Origin of the sequence: Kitasatospora sp. NPDC047058 (assembly GCF_040643935.1) — a bacterium.
Taxonomy (GTDB): Bacteria; Actinomycetota; Actinomycetes; order Streptomycetales; family Streptomycetaceae; genus Kitasatospora.
The window spans coordinates 13,689-32,997 of the sequence record NZ_JBEYVJ010000061.1 but is presented as its reverse complement, the minus strand read 5'-3'; the positions used below and the strand labels follow the sequence as shown (position 1 = coordinate 32,997).

The window sequence follows — 19,309 nt, the reverse complement described above, 5'->3', positions numbered from 1 at the left end:
GCGGCCGAGGGCTCGGCCGCGGGCGAGGGCGCCGGCGAGGCCGACGGCGAGGGCGAGGACACGCCCGGACAGCAGGCGCTGCGGGCCGCCGCCGAGGCCTTCGACGCCGTCTACGACGCCTTCCCCGGCGAAAGCGCCCCCAAGCTGGCCCTCGCCATCTGCGCCGAACTCCTCGGCGACGGCGGCGACGCGACCGAGTTCTACCGGCTCGTCTGGAGCACCGACCACACGTACCTGAGCGCCGCCTTCGGCCTGGCCCGGGTCCGTCTCGCCGAGGACGACCGGCCCGGCGCCGTCGCCGTCCTGGAGTCGGTGCCGGCCACCTCCAGCCAGTTCACCGCCGCCCGGATCGCCGCCGTCCGGGCCCGGCTGCGCGAACGGCCCGCCACCGACCCGCTCGGCGCCGACCTCGGCGCCGGATCCGAGCAGCTGACCGCGCTGCGCCTGGACGACCGCCGCCGCGAGGAGCTCTCCGTGGAGGTGCTCACCGCCGCCCTCGACTGGGTCAGGGCGGGCTCGACGGGCGAGACCGGGCTGGGCCGGACGACCGGCGAGATCAACGTGCTCGGACGACCCGCCGTCGAACGGGAACTGCGGTTCGCACTGGAGCAGTCCTACCGGGTACTCGCCCGGTTGGCCGACCGGGCCGAGACCAGGATCGAGATGGTGGAGCGGGCCAACCGTGCCCGTCCCAGGACGTGGGTGTGACCAATGCCGCAGCAGACCGTGTGCCAGAGCTGTGCCGAGCCGCTGGAGCCGGAGGACAAGTATTGCGGCTCCTGCGGGACCGGCCGGGACGGCCGGCCGGCCCCGGGCGCGATGCCCGCGAGCTGGTCCGCCACCACCGGCCGGGCCGGGGGAGCCCCGGCAGGCCCCGGCGGGGAGCACCCGCCGACCGTGCCGAACGTGCCCGCCGTCCCCGCCGTTCCCGCCCAGGGCGGCCCGGTCTGCGTGCACTGCGGCCTGCCGCAGGTCGCCGGTGACGGCTACTGCGAGGCCTGCGGCGGCGCCCAGCCGCGCCCGCGCGACCACATGGAGAAGTCGCTCGCCGGCGTCGCCGGGGTCAGCGACCGCGGCGTGCGCCACCATCGCAACGAGGACTCCTTCACCGTCGCCGCCACCTCGCTGCCCGGCGGCGAGCCGGTCGTGGTGGCCGTGGTCTGCGACGGCGTCTCCTCCTCCGACCGGCCCGACCAGGCCTCCGAGACCGCCGTGGACGCCGCCTCGGAGTCGCTGCTCACCGCGCTGGAGGCAGGCCACGAGCCCACCGGGGCGATGCGCAAGGCGATCGCCGACGCTGCCGCCGCCGTCGCCGCCCTCGCCGAGGACGGCGCCGGCCCGACGCGGCCCGACGTCAACGCCCCCGCCTGCACCTACGTCAGCGCGATAGCGGCCGGCGGCCGGGTCACCATCGGCTGGGTCGGCGACACCCGGGCGTACTGGATCCCGGACGACCGCGTCGCCGCCGAACCGTTCCGGCTCACCCAGGACGACTCCTGGGCCGCCCGGATGGTCGAGGCCGGCCTGATGGGCGAGGCGGAGGCGTACGCGGACCCGCGCGCCCACGCCATCACCGGCTGGCTCGGCGCGGACGCCGAGGAGGTGATCCCGCACACCCTGGACTTCACCCCGCACGTCCCCGGCGTCCTGCTGATCTGCTCCGACGGCCTCTGGAACTACGCCGAGGCCGCCACCGACCTGGCGTACTACGTCCGGCCGGACGCCCGGACCGAGCCGCTCGCGGCCGCCCAGACCCTGGTGAAGTTCGCCATCGCCGCCGGCGGGCACGACAACATCACCGTCGCCGTGCTCCCGATCGACCCGCCCGCCGGGCTGGCCGGCGCCGAGCGCGCCGCCGCCGGCGAGGACGGGCGCACCGACACCGCGTTCGACCTGCCGGTGGTCGGGCCGGGCGCGGCCGGGGCGGCCGCGGCTCCCGTCGCAGCCGACGAGGAGGAGCACGACCCGACGCTGCCGGACCTGCCGGTGATCGGCTCGCCCGCGGCCCCGCTGCCGCCCGCGCCGCCCGTCCCGCCCGCGCCGCCGGCCCCGCCCGCCGTCCCGCCGCAGCCGCCGCACCCCCCGGTGGGCTGACGCCCGCCCGCGCCCACCCCACCGACCGCACGCACCAACCGACCATCCGACGGGAGCCACCGGCCCATGGCAACACTGGCTAAGCCGAACCTGCCCAGGTTCGACGTGGAGATCTTCCAGAACGAGTTCCTCGCGGACGGCGCCCGCGAGGTGAACGCCATCGTCACCGTCACCGCCACCGGCGGCGGCACCTCCGGCGGCCGCCCGCTCGGGGTCGCCGACGCCGGGCCGCAGGGCCCCGACGCGCAGTCCGCCGCCGTGGTGATCATGGTCGACTGCTCCGGCTCGATGGACTACCCGGCCAGCAAGATGCGCGGCGCCCGGGAGGCCACCGCCGCCGCCGTCGACACCGTCCGCGACGGCGTCGCCTTCGCCGTGGTGGCCGGCACCCACGAGGCCCGGGACATCTACCCCGGCGACGGCACCCTCGCGATCGCCTCGGCCGCCACCCGCGCCCAGGCCAAGGAGGCGCTGCGCCGGCTCACCGCGGCCGGCGGCACCGCGATGGGCACCTGGCTCGCCAAGGCCGACAAGCTCTTCCTGACCCGCCGGGACATCGCCATCCGGCACGCCATCCTGCTCACCGACGGCAACAACGAGCACGAGTCGGCGGCCGACCTGGACCGCGCCATCGAGCGGGTCACCGGCCACTTCACCGCCGACTGCCGCGGCGTCGGCACCGACTGGCGGGTGGACGAGCTGCGGAAGATCTCCTCCGCGCTGCTCGGCACCGTCGACATCGTCGCCGAGCCGTCCGCCCTCGCCGAGGACTTCCGCTCGATGATGGCCGGGGCGATGGGCAAGCAGGTCGCCGACGTCGCCCTGCGGATCTGGACGCCCGCCAACGCGGTGGTGAAGTTCGTCAAGCAGGTCGCCCCCGCCGTGGAGGACCTCACCGCCCGCCGCACCGAGGCCGGGCCGCGGGCCGGCGACTACCCGACCGGCTCCTGGGGCGACGAGAGCCGCGACTACCACGTCTGCGTCGAGGTCCCGGCCGCCGCGGTCGGCAACGAGATGCTCGCCGCCCGGGTCAGCCTGGTGCTGCCGCCGCAGGCCGGCAACACGCCCGAGGTGCTCTCCCAGGGCCTGGTCAAGGCGGTCTGGACCGACGACCTGGCCTCGTCCACCCGGATCAGCCCGCAGGTCGCCCACTACACCGGGCAGGCCGAGCTGGCCTCGTCCATCCAGGAGGGCCTGGAGGCGCACCGGGCCGGGGACGTGGACCGCGCGACCGCCAAGCTCGGCGCCGCCGTCCGGATCGCCCACGCGACCGGCAACGAGGGCACGTTCAAGCTGCTGCAGAAGGTGGTGGACGTGGTCGACCCCAAGGAGGGTACGGTTCGGTTCCGTAAGAACGTGAGCGAGGCCGACTCGATGACCCTCGAGACCCGGTCGACCAAGACCGTCCGTGTGAAGAAGTGACCGCTGAAGAAGCCGACCGGGCCGGGGCCCGGCCGGACGCTGCCCCAGCTGGCTGGAATTGAGGGGGACCTGATGCCGATCTGCCCGAGGGGGCATGAGTCGCAGGCCGAGGACTGGTGCGACTTCTGCGGCTTCCCGATGACACCGCCGTCGCCCGTCCCGGCGCCGCCGGGCATGCTCCCGGGCGGCGTGCCCGGGGCTCCTGGCGCGCACGCGCACGGCCCGCACGGGCACGGCGTGCCCGGCGGGGCGCCGTTCGGCGGGCCGGTGCCGCCCGGCCCCGTACCGCCGCCCGGCCCCGTGCCCGGCCCGGTCCCCGGTCCCGTCGCGCCGGCGACACCGCCGGCCGGCCAGGGCTTCCCGGACATGACCGAGGGCCTGGTGCTCTGCCCGATCTGCCGCAGCCCGCAGACCGGGCGGTTCTGCGAGGAGTGCGGGTACGACTACGACCTCTCCGCGCCCTCGCACCGCCAGTCGCCGGCCGCCGGGGCCCCGGTGCCCGGGCCCGCCCCCGCGCCGGCCCCGCTGAACATCCCCGCGGCGTACGGCGGCCCGCAGCCGCCGGCCCCGCCCGCCCAGCCGCAGGCCCCGCTGCCGTACCCGGCGGAGCACGCGCAGCCCCCGGCCCCGCCGCAGCCGGCCCAGGCCGGCGCGCCGTCCGGCTACGGCTACCCGCCCGCCCCGCCCGCCGTCGGGCCCGCGGGGTCCACGGCGGCACCGGCCGCCCCGCCGTACCAGGAGGCGCCCTACCAGGAGCCCGCGTACCCGGACCCGGCGTACGCGGAGCCCGGGTACCCCGCCCCGCAGCCGCGCGAGGACTCCGGCCCGGTCTACGCCCAGCCGGGCCCGACCGGCCGCGGCGGGGAGTTCGGCACCTCGTTCAACCTGGCCCCGCCGGTCCCCCAGCAGCCGCAGCAGCAGGCCCAGCCGGAGCCGGTCAGGACCAACTGGATCGCCGTCGTCGCGGCCGACCGCGACTACTTCACCGAGATGATGGCCCGCAGCGGCCCGGAGGCGGCCGGCCTGTTCTTCCCGCCCTACTGCCCGGAGCGGCGCATCCCGATCACCGGCCGCGGCCAGCTGCGGATCGGCCGGCGCAGCCAGCACCGCGGCACCGTGCCGGAGATCGACCTCTCCGTCCCGCCGGAGGACCCGGGCGCCTCGCACCAGCACGCGCTGCTCGCCGAGCAGTCGGACGGCAGCTGGGTGCTGGTCGACCAGGACTCCACCAACGGCACCACGGTGAACGGCGGCGCCGAGCCGATCACCCCGCACACCGCGATCCCGCTGACCGACGGCGACCGGATCCACATCGGGGCGTGGACCACCATCACGCTGCACCGCGCCTGAGCGGTCCGCGGACCGGGCGGCACCGGGCCGGAGGGGACGTCACGTCCCCTCCGGCCCGGCCGCTTCGACGGCCCCGTCCGCGGCCCCGCGGCGGCGATCATCAAATTGCGCTCAGACACCTGCGCAACACCCCCCGGGCCCCCTAGTCTCTGGGCCCATGACTGCTGCAATATCCGCGGACGGAATCCGTCAGCGGTACGGGGACGTTCAAGCCGTCGACGGGGTGTCACTCACCGTCGAGTCCGGCGAGTTCTACGGGATCCTGGGCCCGAACGGCGCCGGGAAGACCACCACGCTGGAGATCCTGGAGGGGATCCGCAAGCCCGACGAGGGCCGGATCGAGCTGCTGGGCCTGGCGCCCTGGCCGCGCAACCCGAAGCTGCTGCGCCGCATCGGCGTGCAGTTCCAGGCCTCCGCCTTCTTCAACAAGCTGACGGCGCGGGAGACCATCCGCACCTTCGGCTCCTTCTACGGCGTCGGCCCCAAGCGGGCCGACGCGATGCTGGAACGGGTCGGCCTGACCGAGTCCGCCGGCGTGATGACCGACAAGATGTCCGGCGGCCAGGCCCAGCGCCTCTCCATCGCCTGCGCGCTGGTCCACGACCCCGAGCTGGTCTTCCTGGACGAGCCCACCACCGGGCTCGACCCGCAGGCCCGCCGCAACCTCTGGGACCTGCTCCGGAACATCAACGCCGAGGGCCGCACGGTCGTCCTGACCACCCACTACCTGGACGAGGCCGAGGTGCTCTGCGACCGCGTCTCGGTGATGGACCACGGCAAGGTGCTGAAGACCGGCGCCCCGGCCGCACTGATCCGCGAGATCGACGACACCGTGCGGATCAGCGTCGAGTCCGGCCTGCTCACCGCCGAGCGGACCCGTGAGCTGCTGGACGCCGCCGGTGCCGAGGTCACCTCGGTGGACGACGACGGCGTCTCGCTCGCCGTCGCCACCCACCTCCCGGCCCCGGTGCTCTCCGTGCTGGCCGAGCAGAACGCCCTGCGCGGCCTCGAGGTGCGCGGCGCCACCCTGGAGGACGTCTTCCTCCAGCTCACCGGACGGGAGTACCGCGCATGAGCGCCGAACGCACCGGCAGCGAGGCGGCGGCCGTGCCGTCCCAGCGCACGTCCGGCACCGCCCCCTCCGCGCCCGCCGGGCAGCCGGAGCGCGAGCGGGTCAGCGCCTTCGCCAGCCTCTCCCGGGTGATGCTGGTCGCCTTCGTCCGGGACAAGTCGGCCGTCTTCTTCGTGCTCCTCTTCCCGCTGATGTTCCTGCTGCTGTTCGGCACCCTGCTCAAGGGCGCCACCAGCCCGCACGCCAAGGTGGTGCAGGTCGGCTCCGTCCAGGTGCTGGACGCGGTGCAGGGCGACGGCCGGGCCGAGCTGGAGAAGGTCCTGGCCATCACCCGCAGCGACGACGAGGCAGGCTCGCTGGAGAAGGTCCGCAAGGGCGACGTGGACGCGCTGATCAAGCAGGGCCCGGACGGCCGGGTCGAGCTGCGGTTCAGCGCCGCCGACCAGGTCCGCGCCGGTGCCGTCCAGGGCATCGTCAACTCGGTGGTCCAGCAGGCCAACCAGGCCGCCACCGGCAAGCCGCCGGCCTTCACGCTGGACGCCGCCCGGGTCGAGGACGAGTCGCTGAAGCCGATCCAGTTCCTCACCCCCGGCCTGCTCGGCTGGGCGGTCGCCACCGGCGCGGTGTTCAGCGCCTCGCTGACCCTGGTGACCTGGCGGCGGAAGATGGTGCTGCGCCGGCTGCGGCTGGCCCCGGTCAGCGCGGGGGCGATCGTCTCCTCCCGGATCGCCGTCTCGGTGCTGACCGCCCTGGCGCAGACCGCCATCTTCCTGGCGGTCGCCACCACCCCGTTCTTCGGGCTGAAACTGACCGGCAACTGGTGGCTGATCATCCCGCTGGTGATCTGCGCGACCATCGCCTTCATGTCGATCGGCCTGCTGGCCGGGGCGGTCGCCAAAACCGAGGAGGCGGCCAACGGCATCTCGCAGATCATCGTGCTGCCGATGTCGTTCCTGTCGGGCTCCTTCTTCCCCACCGACGACATGCCGGGCTGGCTGAAGGCGATCTCCGAGGCGATGCCGCTCCGGCACCTGGTCACGGCCTCGCAGTCGGTGCTCTCCCGGGGCGGCGGCGTGACGGACGCGCTGCCGACGATGGGCGGGATGCTGCTCTTCGCCGCCGTGATCACCGCGATCGCCTGGCGGTTCTTCCGCTGGGACGACGCGTGACCCCGGCGGAACGGCCGGCCGGCGGCTGACGCACGCCGGACACCGCGCCGGACGTCACGCCGGACGTCACGCCGGACACCGTACGCCCGCCGGGGTCGTACGCCGGGAGTCCTGGTCCCCAGGTCCCGGTGTACGGCCCCGGCGCCGTCTGCGACCATGGTCGGGTGAACGAGATCCGGCGTGGCACGCTCAGCGAGGAGACCTTCTTCGACCAGGTCGGCGGCGAGCCGACCTTCCGGCGGCTGGTGCACCGGTTCTACCAGGGCGTCGCCGGGGACGAGTTGCTGCGGCCGATGTACCCCGAGGAGGACCTCGGCCCCGCCGAGGAGCGCCTCGCGCTGTTCCTGATGCAGTACTGGGGCGGCCCGCGCACCTACAGCGAGGAGCGCGGCCACCCGCGGCTGCGGATGCGGCACGTGCCGTTCCGGGTGGACCGGGCGGCACACGACGCCTGGCTGAAGCACATGCGGGCGGCGGTGGACGAGCTGGCCCTGCCGGCCGAGGCCGAGCGGCAGCTCTGGGACTACCTCACCTACGCCGCCGCCTCGATGGTCAACACCGAGGGCTGATCCCCGGGGCGGCCGCCACGGCCGGCCCGGGCCTCCCGCTCGTGCCGAGTGGCCCTGCGGGGCGTGTCTGACAATTCGCGTCGGATGAGCGCGCGGCGTCGGGGTGCGTGCATCGCAAGGCGGAGGAGGGAGTCCATGCGGTGGGGGCACCTCCCGGCCGAAGGCTGGGGGCCATCGGCGACCGACGACAACGCGGCGTGGGGGTACCTCCCGGCCGAAGGCTGGGGGCGTGCGTGCCCCGACGCCGCGCGCCCGGCGGGAATTGTCAGACACGCCCTAGCGGATCGGGCTGAGCCCGAGGCCCGCGCCCGGCGCGGCGGCCGTGCGGACCGCCACCGACCCGGCCGGGGCGCTCAACCGCAGCCAGCCACCGGCCCGGTGCACGGTCAGCGGGGCGCCCGGCGTCAGGAAGCCGATCACGTAGGCCGCGTGCGCGGCGCGCAGCGGCAGCTCGGGCAGCGCGCCCACCGGCCGGGACCAGATCTCGTCGGCCAGCCCGTCCAGCACGGTCCGGGTCCGGTGGTGCGCCGGAACGGCCTCGCTGCGCTCGCGGAACTCCCGTACGCCGGCCATCAGTTCCGGGTACACCCGGTCGGCCGGCGGCTCGCCGAGCAGCCGCCAGCCGGTGCGCGGCGGCAGCAGGCCGGCCCAGGCCGGGCCGGTCACGGCGGCGGGCAGGGTGACGGTATCCGCCCGGTCGTCCAGGCCGTCCAGCAGCTGTCCCGCCGAGACGGTCCGGTCGGCCGGTGCGGCGGAGCCGGCCAGCCGCGCGGTGCGGATCGCCAGCGCGCCCGAACCGCCCAGCGGCAGCCGCCCGAACACCGCCAGCACGCCGTCGCCGGACGGCCCCGCCACCACCTGCAGCCGCACCGCCGCCGCCTTGTCGAAGCGCAGCAGCCGGACCAGGAAGGCGGCCAGGTCGGCGGCCTCCCCGGCGTCGGCGAGGGCGAGGGGGGCGGTACCGGTCAAGGCGGGGTCAGCTCGCATCCGTTGTGTCGGTGATCGGTGGACGGGCCCGGCGGGTCACAGCCGGCGCCGGGGCCGCAGCCGGGACAGCCCCTAGGCGGCCGCGCCGACCGGCTCCGCGTCCAGGCTGCGGTCGTCCGTGTACCGGCTCAGGAACTCCCGCTCCACCGCGCTGATCCGGCGCGGCCGGCCCTCGGCCAGGTCGTAGGGGACGACCACGGTGGACGCCCGGACGTAGACCGTCTCGGTGCCGTCCTCGGCGGTGTCCTTGATCTCGTAGGTGACGGTCAGCGAGGCTGCGCCGATCTTGGTCACCCAGGTCTCGACGGTGACCGGCTCCGGCCGGTGGACCAGCGGCCGCTTGTAGTCGATCTCGTGGCGCGCCACCACCGAACCGCCCGCGAACTCCCCGGCCCCGGCCGCGGCGGCCTGGGTGAACATGAAGTCGATCCGGGCCTCCTCCAGGTAGCGCAGGAAGACGACGTTGTTGACGTGCCCGAACGCGTCCATGTCGGACCAGCGCAGCGGGCAGGCGTAGATGTGGCGTGCCACGGGTGTTCTCCTCGACGTCCGGTGACCCTCCGCGCGGCTGTGGCGGTGGGCCGCGGCCCGGCAGGCCGCCCCGGAGGGCAGTCTGCCGGGCCGTTGTGACGGCTGGGTGTCAGCCTCGGGTCAGCTTCTTGTAGGTGGCCCGGTGCGGACGGGCGGCGTCGGCGCCCAGTCGCTCGATCTTGTTCTTCTCGTACGACTCGAAGTTGCCCTCGAACCAGAACCACTTGCTCTCGCCCTCGTAGGCGAGGATGTGGGTGGCCACCCGGTCCAGGAACCAGCGGTCGTGGGAGATGACCACGGCGCAGCCGGGGAACTCCAGCAGCGCGTTCTCCAGCGAGGAGAGGGTCTCGACGTCGAGGTCGTTGGTGGGCTCGTCGAGGAGCAGCAGGTTGCCGCCCTGCTTGAGGGTGAGCGCCAGGTTCAGGCGGTTGCGCTCACCGCCGGAGAGCACGCCGGCCGGCTTCTGCTGGTCCGGGCCCTTGAAGCCGAACGCCGAGACGTAGGCGCGGGACGGCATCTCGACCTGGCCGACGTTGATCCAGTCCAGGCCGTCGGACACGACCTCCCAGAGCGTCTTCTTCGGGTCGATGTTGGCCCGGCTCTGGTCGACGTAGCTGATCTTGACGGTCTCGCCGACCTTGACGGTGCCGGAGTCCGGGGTCTCCATGTCCTGCAGCATCTTGAACAGCGTGGTCTTGCCCGCGCCGTTCGGGCCGATGATGCCGACGATGCCGTTGCGCGGCAGGGTGAAGCTCAGGTCGTCGATCAGGACCTTCTCACCGAAGGCCTTGTTGAGGTTCTCCACCTCGATGACGATGCTGCCCAGACGCGGGCCCGGCGGGATCTGGATCTCCTCGAAGTCCAGCTTCCGCATCTTGTCGGCCTCGGCCGCCATCTCCTCGTAGCGGGCCAGACGCGCCTTGGACTTCGCCTGACGGCCCTTGGCGTTGGAGCGGACCCACTCCAGCTCCTCCTTGAGCCGCTTGGCGCGCTTGGCGTCCTTCTGGCCCTCGACCTTGAGGCGCGACTGCTTGCTCTCCAGGTAGGTGGAGTAGTTGCCCTCGTAGCCGATCGCGCGGCCGCGGTCCAGCTCCAGGATCCAGCCGGCCACGTTGTCCAGGAAGTACCGGTCGTGGGTGACGGCGACGACGGTGCCGGCGTACTTGGCCAGGTGCTGCTCCAGCCAGTTCACCGACTCGGCGTCCAGGTGGTTGGTGGGCTCGTCGAGCAGCAGCAGGTCGGGGGCCTCCAGCAGCAGCTTGCAGAGCGCCACGCGGCGCTTCTCGCCACCGGAGAGCTTGGTGACCGGCCAGTCGCCGGGCGGGCAGCCCAGCGCGTCCATGGCCTGCTCCAGCTGGGCCTCGAGGTCCCAGGCGTTGGCGTGGTCCAGGTCCTCCTGGAGCTTGCCCATCTCGTCGAGCAGCGCGTCCGAGTAGTCGGTGGCCATCAGCTCGGCGATCTCGTTGAAGCGGTTGAGCTTCCCCTTGATCTCCTTGACGCCGTCCTCGACGTTCTCCAGGACCGTCTTGGACTCGTCGAGCGGCGGCTCCTGGAGCAGCATGCCGACGGTGAAGCCGGGCGAGAGGAAGGCGTCGCCGTTGGAGGGCTGCTCCAGGCCGGCCATCATCTTCAGCACGGTGGACTTACCGGCACCGTTGGGGCCCACGACGCCGATCTTCGCTCCGGGGAGGAAGCTGAGCGTCACGTCGTCAAGGATGACCTTGTCTCCGTGCGCCTTGCGCACCTTGCGCATCGTGTAGATGTATTCCGCCACGTGAGATCGCTCCGGCGTCGTCGGGAGTATTCGGCTTGCAGCGTTCCATTGTGCCGCACCCGGCCCCGAGCCCCGAACCGCCCGCCTTGCCCCACCGGGGTATCCGGCCGCTCCCCGGTCCACCTGCCCGGACATGACTGCGGCCCGGCCCCCCGCAGCGGGTGCGGGGGGCCGGGCCGGAGTGGTTCGGCTCCCGGGCGCCTCAGGTCCTCAGTGCTTCAGGACCGGGTGCGCCCGGTGCCTCCGGTGACGCGCTGCCTCAGGCGGCGCTGCCACCGTGGCGGCCGCGACGGCGCAGGATGAAGACCGCGGCACCGCCGACCACGACCAGACCACCGGCGACGGCGGCGATGACCGGGGTGGCGTCGTTACCACCGGTCTGGGCCAGACCGGTGGTGCCGGGGGCCGGGCTGGTGCCGACCGGGGCCGGGTGCGCAGCGGTGGTGGTGGAGGAGGCCGACGGGGTGCCGGTGGGGGTGCCGGTCGGCGACTTGCTCGTGGTGGCGGTGGGGGTGCCGGTCGGCGTGGTCCCGGTGGAGACCTTGCAGTCCAGGATGCCCTTGAACTCCTTGTTGAAGCCGTTCGGGCCGGTCACCTTGATGTCGTAGGCCGCATCCTCCGCGACCGGGACGACGACGCTCTCGACCTTGCCCGGCTGGACGGTGACCGTCTTGCCCGGGGTCACGGTGACGCTGCCCGCCTCGTCACCGTTGTTGGCGACGGAGACGCGCACGCCGTTGGAGTCGCACTCGACCTGGGCGACGCTGTCCACCAGCGCGCCCTTGCCCTGCTTCCAGGCGGCCTTCGCGGAGTCGGTGACGCTGAGCTTGGTGGAGCCGGCCAGGATCATGGTCTGGCTGTGCTTCGCCGGGGTGTAGCCCTTGCTCAGGAAGACCCGGCCGCTGGGCACGACGGTGTCGGCGTCGGCGGTGACGGTGGCGGCGCCGTCCGGGGTGCCGGCCGGCACGTCCAGGAACAGCTGGGTGTCCTTGGCGACCGGGCCGGTCAGGCCGGTGACCGGCTTGCCGTCCTTGTCGACCAGCTTCACCTTGTCCTTGGCGTCACCGGAGACGGCGAGCTTCACCTCGGAGGCGCTGGAGTTGACGGTGAACGGGCCGAGCTTGCCGCCCGGCTTGCCCGACACCGAGTCCGGGGTGAGGCTCAGCGAGGGCTTGGGCTCGGCGGCGATGCCCTTGTTGGCGTCGCTGACCAGGTAGTCCCGCAGCTGCTTGGCCTGGGAGTCGGTCGGGACGGCGTTCTTGCCGTCGGAGAAGTTCCAGATCGCGGCCTGGGTGCCGGCGGCGGCGTCCTGCTCGGTGAGGTCGCCCTTGACGCCGGCCGCCTCGGCCAGCTTCTTGAGGTCCTTCACCTGCGGGTACGAGTTCTCCAGGATCCAGCGGATCTTGGCCGCGGCCGGAGCCTTGTCCTTGCCGCCGAGCGAGCTCGACTTCCAGTCCGACTCCTGGTACTCGACGCCGTCGCCGGTGTTCACCGGGTGGCCGAAGTCGATGCAGTAGGTCTGGATCTCGCCGTTGGCCGTCTTCAGGGTGAAGAGACCACCCTGGACACCCTGGCCGTCGACGATGACCTCCTCGCTCACCATCTTGGACTGCAGCACTGCCGAGACGCCCGCACCGGGTGCGTCGGCCGCGACCGCCGCACCGGCCGCGAGCAGGCTCCCGCCCAGCACCAGGCTGGTCGTGAGCATGACAGTGGTAACGCGCGGAAGACTCCGCCCCTGCTTCTGGAACATCTGGGATCCCTCCGGGGACGAGCCGTACCGATGGGCGGCCCGCCTTGCATTGCCGCGCCCCCTGTGGCGCTGGTCCACGTGTGTGAACCAGACGAATCCTATTGAGCCTCAGGGGCCCGCAAACCCCCATGCGAAATCAGGACGATTCCGTATCTGGATCGTTATCAACCCTCTCAGCATCCTCACAAACTGACGCCCAGCCAGAAAAAGCCCTGAAGTTTCTGTTATCCGATCCCGATTGGCGCGCGGGCACAACAGCCTTCTCGATCAACATATTTGTCGACAGTTGAGATCGGCGACCGGTCAGATCAGCGACACCTGCCCTTCACCCCCGGGCTCCGCGCCGTCCACCTCCTCCCCCGCCGCCACCGGGGCCGGGCCGCCCCCGGCCGGCACCAGCGCGGAGACCTTCCGCGCCTGCAGTGCGTCCGCGATCCACCCGGGCACGGCCTCGCCGGCGCCCTCCCCGGCACCCTCGCCCGCACCTCCCGGCACCTCACCCCGCACCCCCGCCGCCCACTTGAAGACCGCGGTGCCACGGCTGAGGTCGTGCCCGACCGACCTGGCGTCGATCTCGATCCGGCTGCGCTTGGCCGTCCCGTCCGTCCACTCGCGCACCCTCAGCCGACCGCTCACCACCACCGGATCACCCTTCGCGAGCGAGCCGATCAGATGACCCGCCAGCGCCCGCCAGGCCGTCACCGTCACCCACTGCGTCTCACCGTCCACCCACCCCTCCTTCTGCCGGTCGTACCGTCGCTCCGTCGACGCCAGCCGGAAGTTCGCCACCGGCACGCCGCCGGGCGTCTGCGCGTACGTCACCTCGGTCGCGACATTGCCGATCACGGTCACCTGGGTCTCGTTCACAGAACACGCTCCGTTCTCTCCGATGCACCGTACGGAATCGACCGGCGCGAGTTGAGAGTGCGCTTCCAGGGAAATCCCCACCAGCGGGATCGGAAATCCTGTGGACAACTCGGGCCTGTGGAAAACCGGCGTCACTCACAGGGGTGAATTTCAGCCTTCCGGCGCTACTTCCGCCCCAACTTCTGCGCGGCCATGACAACAAACGACCCGCTTCCCGCCCCGCCCGGACACCCTCAAGGGTGGCCCGATCGGCCGTCCGCGCACGTCATCCGACCGAACGAACCCGAATACGGCCCCCCACCCGCGGTGACGGCGGCGCATTCTCCGTGTCGAATCCATAACGGGTGGGGCGGCAGCCCCGTAACGACTGCACAACGTCCGGCCCCGAAGACCGTCAGACCGCTGCGCGTACGGCCTTCACCTGCGATTATCGGACCGCTCCACCGGGGCCGACACACCAGCGACGGTGTCGTTACACCCGACCGAGGAACTGGACACCCTTATCCTGTCCCCGACAGGGCAAGGGCCCCAACCCCCACCCCACCCCCCAGGTACGGGGCCGGACAGCGGACACATGCGTTCGCCGCCCGATCCCGGCAACGGTCACGCCCGCCCGGGCAGCCCGTCCCGCCCCCATAGCTCAGCGGATAGAGCACCCGCCTTCTAAGCGGTAGGTCGCAGGTTCGAATCCTGCTGGGGGCACCGAATTGCCGCAGGCCAGAACCCCGGCGGGGCCGTACCCGGGCCGGCCGCCGGGAAGCCGGAGGGAAGCCGCCCGGAAAATCCCGCACACCGAACGCGCATAACCCGTGACAATGCGTGGCGCGGTACTGCCCGGAAACCGTCCCGCGGGAAACACCGGCCCCGCCCGGCCGGAGTCCCCGGACAAGTCGGCCCCGAACGGAATCCACGGGTGGAATCCGGCACCGCCCCGCCCACCGCCGGACCGCCCCGTCACCGGGCCGCACGCCCGGGCCGCCAAGCGGAACTCCGGCCTCAGGCCGCCAGGCCCGCCAGGCCCGCCAGGTAGGCGTCGAGCAGTTCCTGCTGCCGGGCGGGCGGGAACTCCGCCGGCGCGAACATGACCTGCACCACCAGCCCCAGCACGAAGGCCTGCGCCCCCGCCGCGAGCTGCGCCGCGGCCACTCCGTCCGGCAGCTCGCCGAGCCGCTGGGCGACCTCGACCTGCTCGGTCAGCACGTCCCGCGACCGCGCGTACCGTGCCGCGTGCGCGGCCGCCAGCTCCGGATCGGCCAGCGCGACGTCCCAGGAGCCCACCCAGATCCGGTTCCCGGCGGTGGCCGGCCCGTCCAGCGGGAGGATGTCGAGCAGGGCCGCCCGCAGCCGGGGCAGCCCGGCGGGCGGCGGCGGACTGCCGTCGGCCGGCGCGATGCGGCGCGGGCGCGCGAGCGAGCGCCGGTCCAGCTCCTCCAGCGCATGGGCCACCAGGGCCCGTTTGTTGGGGAAGTAGTGCGTCAGCAGACCGGTGGAGGCGCTCATCTCGGCGGCCACCGCGCGCAGCGTCAGCCCCTCGAAGCCGCGCGACGAGAGCACGCGCCAGACCGCCTCGGAGACCTCCTGGCGGCGGGCGTCATGGTCTCCACGGGCCGGCGTCATGGGGGCTATCGTACATACCAAACGTTTGTTATGTATGTAGGGACCGCCAGGCACCCACCGTTCGAAAGGCCCACCATGTTCGCCATCCCGCTCGCCGACAACGCCGACCTGCGTCCGCTGGAACCGTGGCAGGCCGCCGAGTTCCTCGCCAACATGGACCGCGCCCGGGAGCACATGAGCCCCTGGATCACCTGGGCCGACCGCTCCACCGACCTGGAGTCCGCCCGCGCCACCCTGCAGGGGTACGCCGACCGGCAGGCCACCGACTCCGCCCGGCTCTACGGGATCTGGCAGGACGGCACGCTGGTCGGCGGCACGATGTTCGTGTCCTTCAGCGCCGCCACCGGCGTGGCCGAGATCGGGGTCTGGACCGAGCCCGCCGGCGAGGGCCGGGGCCTGGTCGCCGCCGCCGTCCGCCACCTGATCGACTACGCCTTCACCACCCGCGGCCTGCACCGGATCGAGTGGCACACCACCCCGGCCAACGTCCGCAGCCGGTCGCTCGCGCAGCGGCTCGGCCTGACGCTGGACGGCACGCTGCGGGAGACGTACAAGATCAACGGCGAGTATCGCGACTCGGAGATCTGGTCGATCCTCGCCCGCGAATGGAAGCCCTCCGCCTGACCGGAAGCCCTCCACCGGCCCGCCCCGGGCCGAGGCGGGCCGACGCGGGCCGAGGCGGGCCGAGGCGGGCCGACGCGAAGGGCCCGGTGGACCGAAGTCCACCGGGCCCCGCCCCGACCGGCCCCCCGGCCGGCCGGGCTCAGGCGGCGAGCGCCTGCTCCTCCGTCACCGGCCGCACCGCCGGCCGCGGTAGCCGCAGCGCCAGCACGACGACCAGGGCCATCACCCCGGCCGCCGACAGGAAGACCACGTCCACCGCGTCGACGAAGCTCCCCACCGCGTGCACCCGGGCCGCGCCGGCCAGCCGGCCCACCGCACCCAGCGGGGTGCCGGGCTCGCCGCTCTCGAACACCCGGGCCAGCACGGTGCCGAAGAGCGCCGCGCCCAGCGCGCTGCCGAGCGTCTGGAAGAACCGGATCCCGGTGGTGGCGACGCCCAGCCGGTGGGCCGGAGCCGCGTCCTGGACGACGCTGATGAGCTGGCCGATCAGCTGCCCGAGGCCGACGCCGAGCAGCACCAGCTCGCCCCGCACCAGCCAGAGCGAGGTGTCCGGGCCGCTCAGCCCGAGCAGCAGCAGGGCGACGGTGGCGCAGGCCGCACCGGCGGCGAGGATCGTCCGGGTCTGCACGCCCCGCGCGGTGATCCGGTTGACCACCATGCCGATCGCCGTCATGCCGATCGCCATCGGGAGCAGGTAGAGGCTGGCCGAGGTCGCGGCGACACCGCGGGCGACCTGCAGGTAGAGCATCACGTACATGATCGCGCCCATCAGGCCCATGCCGACCAGCCCCTGCACCGCGAAACCGATCCGGATCTCCGGGACGCGGAAGAGCGAGAGCGGCAGCACCGGCTCGGCGGCGGTGGCCTGGCGCCAGAGGAAGAGGCCGAGCGCGGCCAGGGTCGCCACGATCAGCGCGAGGATCTGCGGCGAGGTCCAGGCGTAGTCCTTGCCGCCCCACTCGGTGACCAGCAGCAGCCCGGTGGCGAACGCGGCGGCGAGGGTGGCGCCGAGGAAGTCCAGGCCACGGCCGCCGGCGTGCCGGGGGAGCTTGAGCAGCAGCGCGGCACCGACCAGGACGACCAGGCCGAGCGGCAGGTTGACGTAGAAGATCCAGCGCCAGTCGAGGTGGTCGGCGAGCAGCGCGCCGATCAGCGGGCCGAGGGCCATGCCGGCCCCGCCGACGATGCCGCCCATGCCGCCCCCGCCGCCCTTCGCCTCCTCCGGGTCCCTGAGCTGGGCCATCACCACCATGGTCACGCTCATCAGCCCGCCGCCGCCGATGCCCTGGACGGCCCGGAAGGCGATCAGCTGCTCCATCGACTGCGCGGCCCCGCAGAGCGCCGAGCCGGCCAGGAAGGTGCCGACGGCGCCGAGCAGCACCCGCTTCGCGCCGTACACGTCGCAGAGCTTGCCGTAGAGCGGCAGCAGTGCGGTGGCGGCCAGGGCGAACGCGCTGACCAGCCACGGCAGCCGGTCGACGCCGTGCACCGGGTCGAGGTCCCGGACGATCGGCACGGTGGCCGCCGAGACGATGTTCATGTCGAGCACGGCCAGGATGATCGTGATCAGGCAGAGCAGCATGCCCAGCTTGCGCTGGGGCTCCGTCATCAGAGCTGCTGCCGGCGCGGTGGCGGCCATGTGAAGTCCCCCCGGAGGTAACGGAATTCGGGCGATCGGACAGGAGTCGTGCGGTGGCGGAGCCGCACCGGAGGGGTGCGGCTCGATGGCACGGCTCCACCATGGCAGCCTTTTTTGACTCGGTCAATTCTTCATCCAGATCAATCTTCCGACTCAGTACATGTTTAGATCTGGCACATGTTTGAGCCTGGTACAGTCAGCGCCATGGTGAAGAGCAGCGAGACCGCCACCGCCGCCGAGGACGGGCTGAGCCTGCGCGAGCGCAAGAAGCGCCGGACCGCCATCCGGATCTGGCGCAGTGCGATCACCCTGTTCGCCGAGCGGGGCTTCGACGAGGTGTCGGTCGCCGAGATCGCCGCCGCCGCCGAGGTCTCGAAGATGACCGTGTTCAACTACTTCCCGTCCAAGGAAGACCTGGTCATGGCGCCGATGGAGCAGCACACCGGAGAGCCCGCCGAGGTGGTGCGCGAGCGCGCCCCCGGCACCTCGGTACTCGACGCGCTGCGGGACCAGTTCCTGGCGGCGCTGGCCGCGTTCGACCCGGCGACCGGCCTCAGCGACGACCCGATGACGATCGCCGTGATCCGGCTGATCCACCGGACTCCCGTGCTGGCCATGCGCGCGTCCACCTCGTTCACCTACGCCGCGAACCAGGTGCTGGCCGCCGAGCTGCTCGCCCAGGACCCGGCCGGCGACCGGCTGCACGCGCAGGTCGTCGCCTCCCAACTGCTCGGCGTCCGCGGGGCGCTGACCTCCGAGAACCAGCGCCGGATGCTGGCCGGCGAGCGGGCCGCCGAGGTGCTGCCGGAGGCGGTCGAGAACGCCCGCCGCGCGTTCGCCCTGGTCGAGCGCGGCCTCGGCGACTACGGCGCCCACCGCGGCTGACCGGGCCCGCCCGGGGCGGGCGTTCCGCGCGAGCGGCCGCCCACCCCGCCGCCGCACCCGCCGCCCCGCCTGAGAGAGTGTCCGCACCACGATCTCCGGAGGTGCGCATGGACCAGCCGCTGCTCACGCGGGACCGCTCCCCGCTGCAGACCGACGTCGACGGCCTGCGCGCCTTCGTCGGCGAGGACGGCGTCGCCGTCCTGCAGTTCGCCCGCCCGCACCGGCGCAACGCCATCACCCTGGCGATCTGGCAGGCGCTGCCCAAGGTCCTCCTCCTGATCGCCCAGCAGCCCGGCGTCCGCGCCCTGCTGGTCACCGGCGCGGACGGCACCTTCAGCGCGGGCGCGGACATCGAGGAGCTGGCCGAGGTCTACGCCGACCCCGACCGCGCGGACGCGTACCACGCCGTCAACGTCGCCGCCGAGGAGGCGCTGGCGGACTTCCCGCACCCGACGATCGCGGTGGTGCACGGCGCCTGCGTCGGCGGCGGCTGCCAGCTCGCCGTCGCCTGCGACCTGCGGTTCGTGGCGGACGACGCCCGGATGGGCATCACCCCGGCGAAGCTGGGCGTGGTCTACCCGGCGGTCCCGACCCTGCGGCTGGCGCGGCTGGTGGGCCCCTCCCGGGCCAAGTACCTGCTGTTCTCCGGCGAGTTGCTGACGGGTCTGCGCAACTCCGTGGTCGGCCTCGCCGACCGGGTCCTGCCCGCCGGCGAACTGGACGTCGGCGCCCTGGAGTTCGCCCGACTGCTGACCCGGCGCTCGCCGCAGACGATCGGCGCGGTCAAGGCGGCGCTGGGCGTCCCGCCGGAGGACGCCGCCGAGGCGCTCCGGCCCTGGGAGCTGCGGTCCCGGGAGGCGCCGGACGTCCGCGAGGGCCTCGCCGCGTTCCTGGAGGGCCGCGAACCCCGGTTCTGACCCGCCCCGGCTGACCCGCCCCGGTTCTGACCCGCCGCG

The 19,309-nt window shown here is 73.3% G+C and carries 17 protein-coding genes and 1 tRNA gene; 11 read left to right on the top strand and 7 right to left on the bottom strand.

What is annotated here, in order from left to right; all coding sequences use genetic code 11:
- From ABZ885_RS12765 to ABZ885_RS12735, 7 genes are all read left to right on the top strand, one after another.
- Positions 1-708 (top strand): tetratricopeptide repeat protein (locus ABZ885_RS12765; RefSeq protein ID WP_360186999.1); only part of this gene is annotated, 708 nt, incomplete at its 5' end.
- 3 nt (positions 709-711) lie between these two features.
- Entirely contained in the window at positions 712-2,094 is a 1,383-nt protein-coding gene (locus ABZ885_RS12760; RefSeq protein ID WP_360186997.1) for a PP2C family serine/threonine-protein phosphatase, read from the top strand.
- Positions 2,095-2,160: 66 nt separating this feature from the next.
- On the top strand, positions 2,161-3,516 hold the full coding sequence (locus ABZ885_RS12755) for a VWA domain-containing protein (protein WP_360186995.1): 1,356 nt from the start codon (positions 2,161-2,163) through the stop codon (positions 3,514-3,516).
- A 72-nt stretch (positions 3,517-3,588) separates the two neighbouring features.
- Positions 3,589-4,866 (top strand): FHA domain-containing protein, encoded by a 1,278-nt coding sequence (locus ABZ885_RS12750; RefSeq protein ID WP_360186993.1) that lies wholly within the window; start codon positions 3,589-3,591, stop codon positions 4,864-4,866.
- Between the two features lie 157 nt (positions 4,867-5,023).
- Entirely contained in the window at positions 5,024-5,941 is a 918-nt protein-coding gene (locus ABZ885_RS12745; RefSeq protein ID WP_360186991.1) for an ABC transporter ATP-binding protein, read from the top strand.
- The gene (locus tag ABZ885_RS12740; RefSeq protein ID WP_360186989.1) at positions 5,938-7,107 is read left to right on the top strand and encodes an ABC transporter permease; all 1,170 of its coding nucleotides are present in this window, start codon (positions 5,938-5,940) and stop codon (positions 7,105-7,107) included. The genes ABZ885_RS12745 and ABZ885_RS12740 overlap by 4 nt, the downstream gene beginning before the upstream one ends.
- A 164-nt stretch (positions 7,108-7,271) precedes the next feature.
- Positions 7,272-7,676: a globin gene (locus tag ABZ885_RS12735; protein ID WP_360186987.1), complete on the top strand. Its 405-nt coding sequence runs from the start codon at positions 7,272-7,274 to the stop codon at positions 7,674-7,676.
- A 276-nt stretch (positions 7,677-7,952) separates the two neighbouring features.
- On the opposite strand, the gene ABZ885_RS12730 is transcribed toward ABZ885_RS12735, so the two are convergent.
- The 5 genes from ABZ885_RS12730 to ssb form a co-directional block, all read right to left on the bottom strand.
- Positions 7,953-8,645: a hypothetical protein gene (locus ABZ885_RS12730; protein WP_360186985.1), complete on the bottom strand. Its 693-nt coding sequence runs from the start codon at positions 8,643-8,645 to the stop codon at positions 7,953-7,955.
- 90 nt (positions 8,646-8,735) lie between these two features.
- Positions 8,736-9,194, bottom strand: coding sequence for a thioesterase family protein (locus tag ABZ885_RS12725; protein WP_360186983.1), 459 nt, complete (start codon positions 9,192-9,194; stop codon positions 8,736-8,738).
- Between the two features lie 109 nt (positions 9,195-9,303).
- Entirely contained in the window at positions 9,304-10,968 is a 1,665-nt protein-coding gene (ettA, locus tag ABZ885_RS12720) for an energy-dependent translational throttle protein EttA (protein ID WP_360186981.1), read from the bottom strand.
- Positions 10,969-11,227: 259 nt separating this feature from the next.
- On the bottom strand, positions 11,228-12,676 hold the full coding sequence (locus ABZ885_RS12715; protein WP_360186979.1) for a Cys-Gln thioester bond-forming surface protein: 1,449 nt from the start codon (positions 12,674-12,676) through the stop codon (positions 11,228-11,230).
- 348 nt (positions 12,677-13,024) lie between these two features.
- Positions 13,025-13,588: a single-stranded DNA-binding protein gene (gene ssb / locus ABZ885_RS12710; protein ID WP_360186977.1), complete on the bottom strand. Its 564-nt coding sequence runs from the start codon at positions 13,586-13,588 to the stop codon at positions 13,025-13,027.
- A 629-nt stretch (positions 13,589-14,217) separates the two neighbouring features.
- Here ssb and ABZ885_RS12705 point away from each other — a divergent pair.
- Positions 14,218-14,290 (top strand) — tRNA-Arg (locus ABZ885_RS12705).
- A 294-nt stretch (positions 14,291-14,584) separates the two neighbouring features.
- Here the strand turns inward: ABZ885_RS12705 and ABZ885_RS12700 are convergent.
- Complete coding sequence (locus ABZ885_RS12700) at positions 14,585-15,205, bottom strand: TetR/AcrR family transcriptional regulator (protein ID WP_360186976.1); 621 nt, start codon at positions 15,203-15,205, stop codon at positions 14,585-14,587.
- Positions 15,206-15,280: 75 nt separating this feature from the next.
- Between ABZ885_RS12700 and ABZ885_RS12695 the strand changes: the two genes are divergently transcribed.
- Positions 15,281-15,829 (top strand): GNAT family protein, encoded by a 549-nt coding sequence (locus tag ABZ885_RS12695; RefSeq protein ID WP_360186974.1) that lies wholly within the window; start codon positions 15,281-15,283, stop codon positions 15,827-15,829.
- 139 nt (positions 15,830-15,968) lie between these two features.
- Here the strand turns inward: ABZ885_RS12695 and ABZ885_RS12690 are convergent, their stop codons facing one another.
- On the bottom strand, positions 15,969-17,438 hold the full coding sequence (locus tag ABZ885_RS12690) for an MFS transporter (RefSeq protein WP_360186973.1): 1,470 nt from the start codon (positions 17,436-17,438) through the stop codon (positions 15,969-15,971).
- A gap of 234 nt (positions 17,439-17,672) precedes the next feature.
- Between ABZ885_RS12690 and ABZ885_RS12685 the strand changes: the two genes are divergently transcribed.
- Both ABZ885_RS12685 and ABZ885_RS12680 read left to right on the top strand, forming a co-directional pair.
- Positions 17,673-18,353 carry a TetR family transcriptional regulator gene (locus ABZ885_RS12685; RefSeq protein WP_360186971.1) on the top strand — a complete coding sequence of 227 codons (681 nt, stop codon included), beginning with the start codon at positions 17,673-17,675 and terminating at the stop codon, positions 18,351-18,353.
- A gap of 107 nt (positions 18,354-18,460) precedes the next feature.
- Entirely contained in the window at positions 18,461-19,270 is an 810-nt protein-coding gene (locus tag ABZ885_RS12680) for an enoyl-CoA hydratase/isomerase family protein (RefSeq protein WP_360186969.1), read from the top strand.
- Positions 19,271-19,309 lie beyond the last annotated feature (39 nt).

Coding starts and splice junctions, on each gene's coding strand:
- ABZ885_RS12690 (WP_360186973.1), bottom strand. CDS start 17,438: ATGACGGAGCCCCAGCGCAAGCTGGGCATGCTGCTCTGCCTGATCACG.
- ABZ885_RS12760 (WP_360186997.1), top strand. CDS start 712: ATGCCGCAGCAGACCGTGTGCCAGAGCTGTGCCGAGCCGCTGGAGCCG.
- ABZ885_RS12755 (WP_360186995.1), top strand. CDS start 2,161: ATGGCAACACTGGCTAAGCCGAACCTGCCCAGGTTCGACGTGGAGATC.
- ABZ885_RS12715 (WP_360186979.1), bottom strand. CDS start 12,676: ATGCTCACGACCAGCCTGGTGCTGGGCGGGAGCCTGCTCGCGGCCGGT.
- ABZ885_RS12740 (WP_360186989.1), top strand. CDS start 5,938: ATGAGCGCCGAACGCACCGGCAGCGAGGCGGCGGCCGTGCCGTCCCAG.
- ABZ885_RS12745 (WP_360186991.1), top strand. CDS start 5,024: ATGACTGCTGCAATATCCGCGGACGGAATCCGTCAGCGGTACGGGGAC.
- ABZ885_RS12700 (WP_360186976.1), bottom strand. CDS start 15,205: ATGACGCCGGCCCGTGGAGACCATGACGCCCGCCGCCAGGAGGTCTCC.
- ABZ885_RS12680 (WP_360186969.1), top strand. CDS start 18,461: ATGGACCAGCCGCTGCTCACGCGGGACCGCTCCCCGCTGCAGACCGAC.
- ABZ885_RS12695 (WP_360186974.1), top strand. CDS start 15,281: ATGTTCGCCATCCCGCTCGCCGACAACGCCGACCTGCGTCCGCTGGAA.
- ABZ885_RS12750 (WP_360186993.1), top strand. CDS start 3,589: ATGCCGATCTGCCCGAGGGGGCATGAGTCGCAGGCCGAGGACTGGTGC.
- ABZ885_RS12685 (WP_360186971.1), top strand. CDS start 17,673: ATGGTGAAGAGCAGCGAGACCGCCACCGCCGCCGAGGACGGGCTGAGC.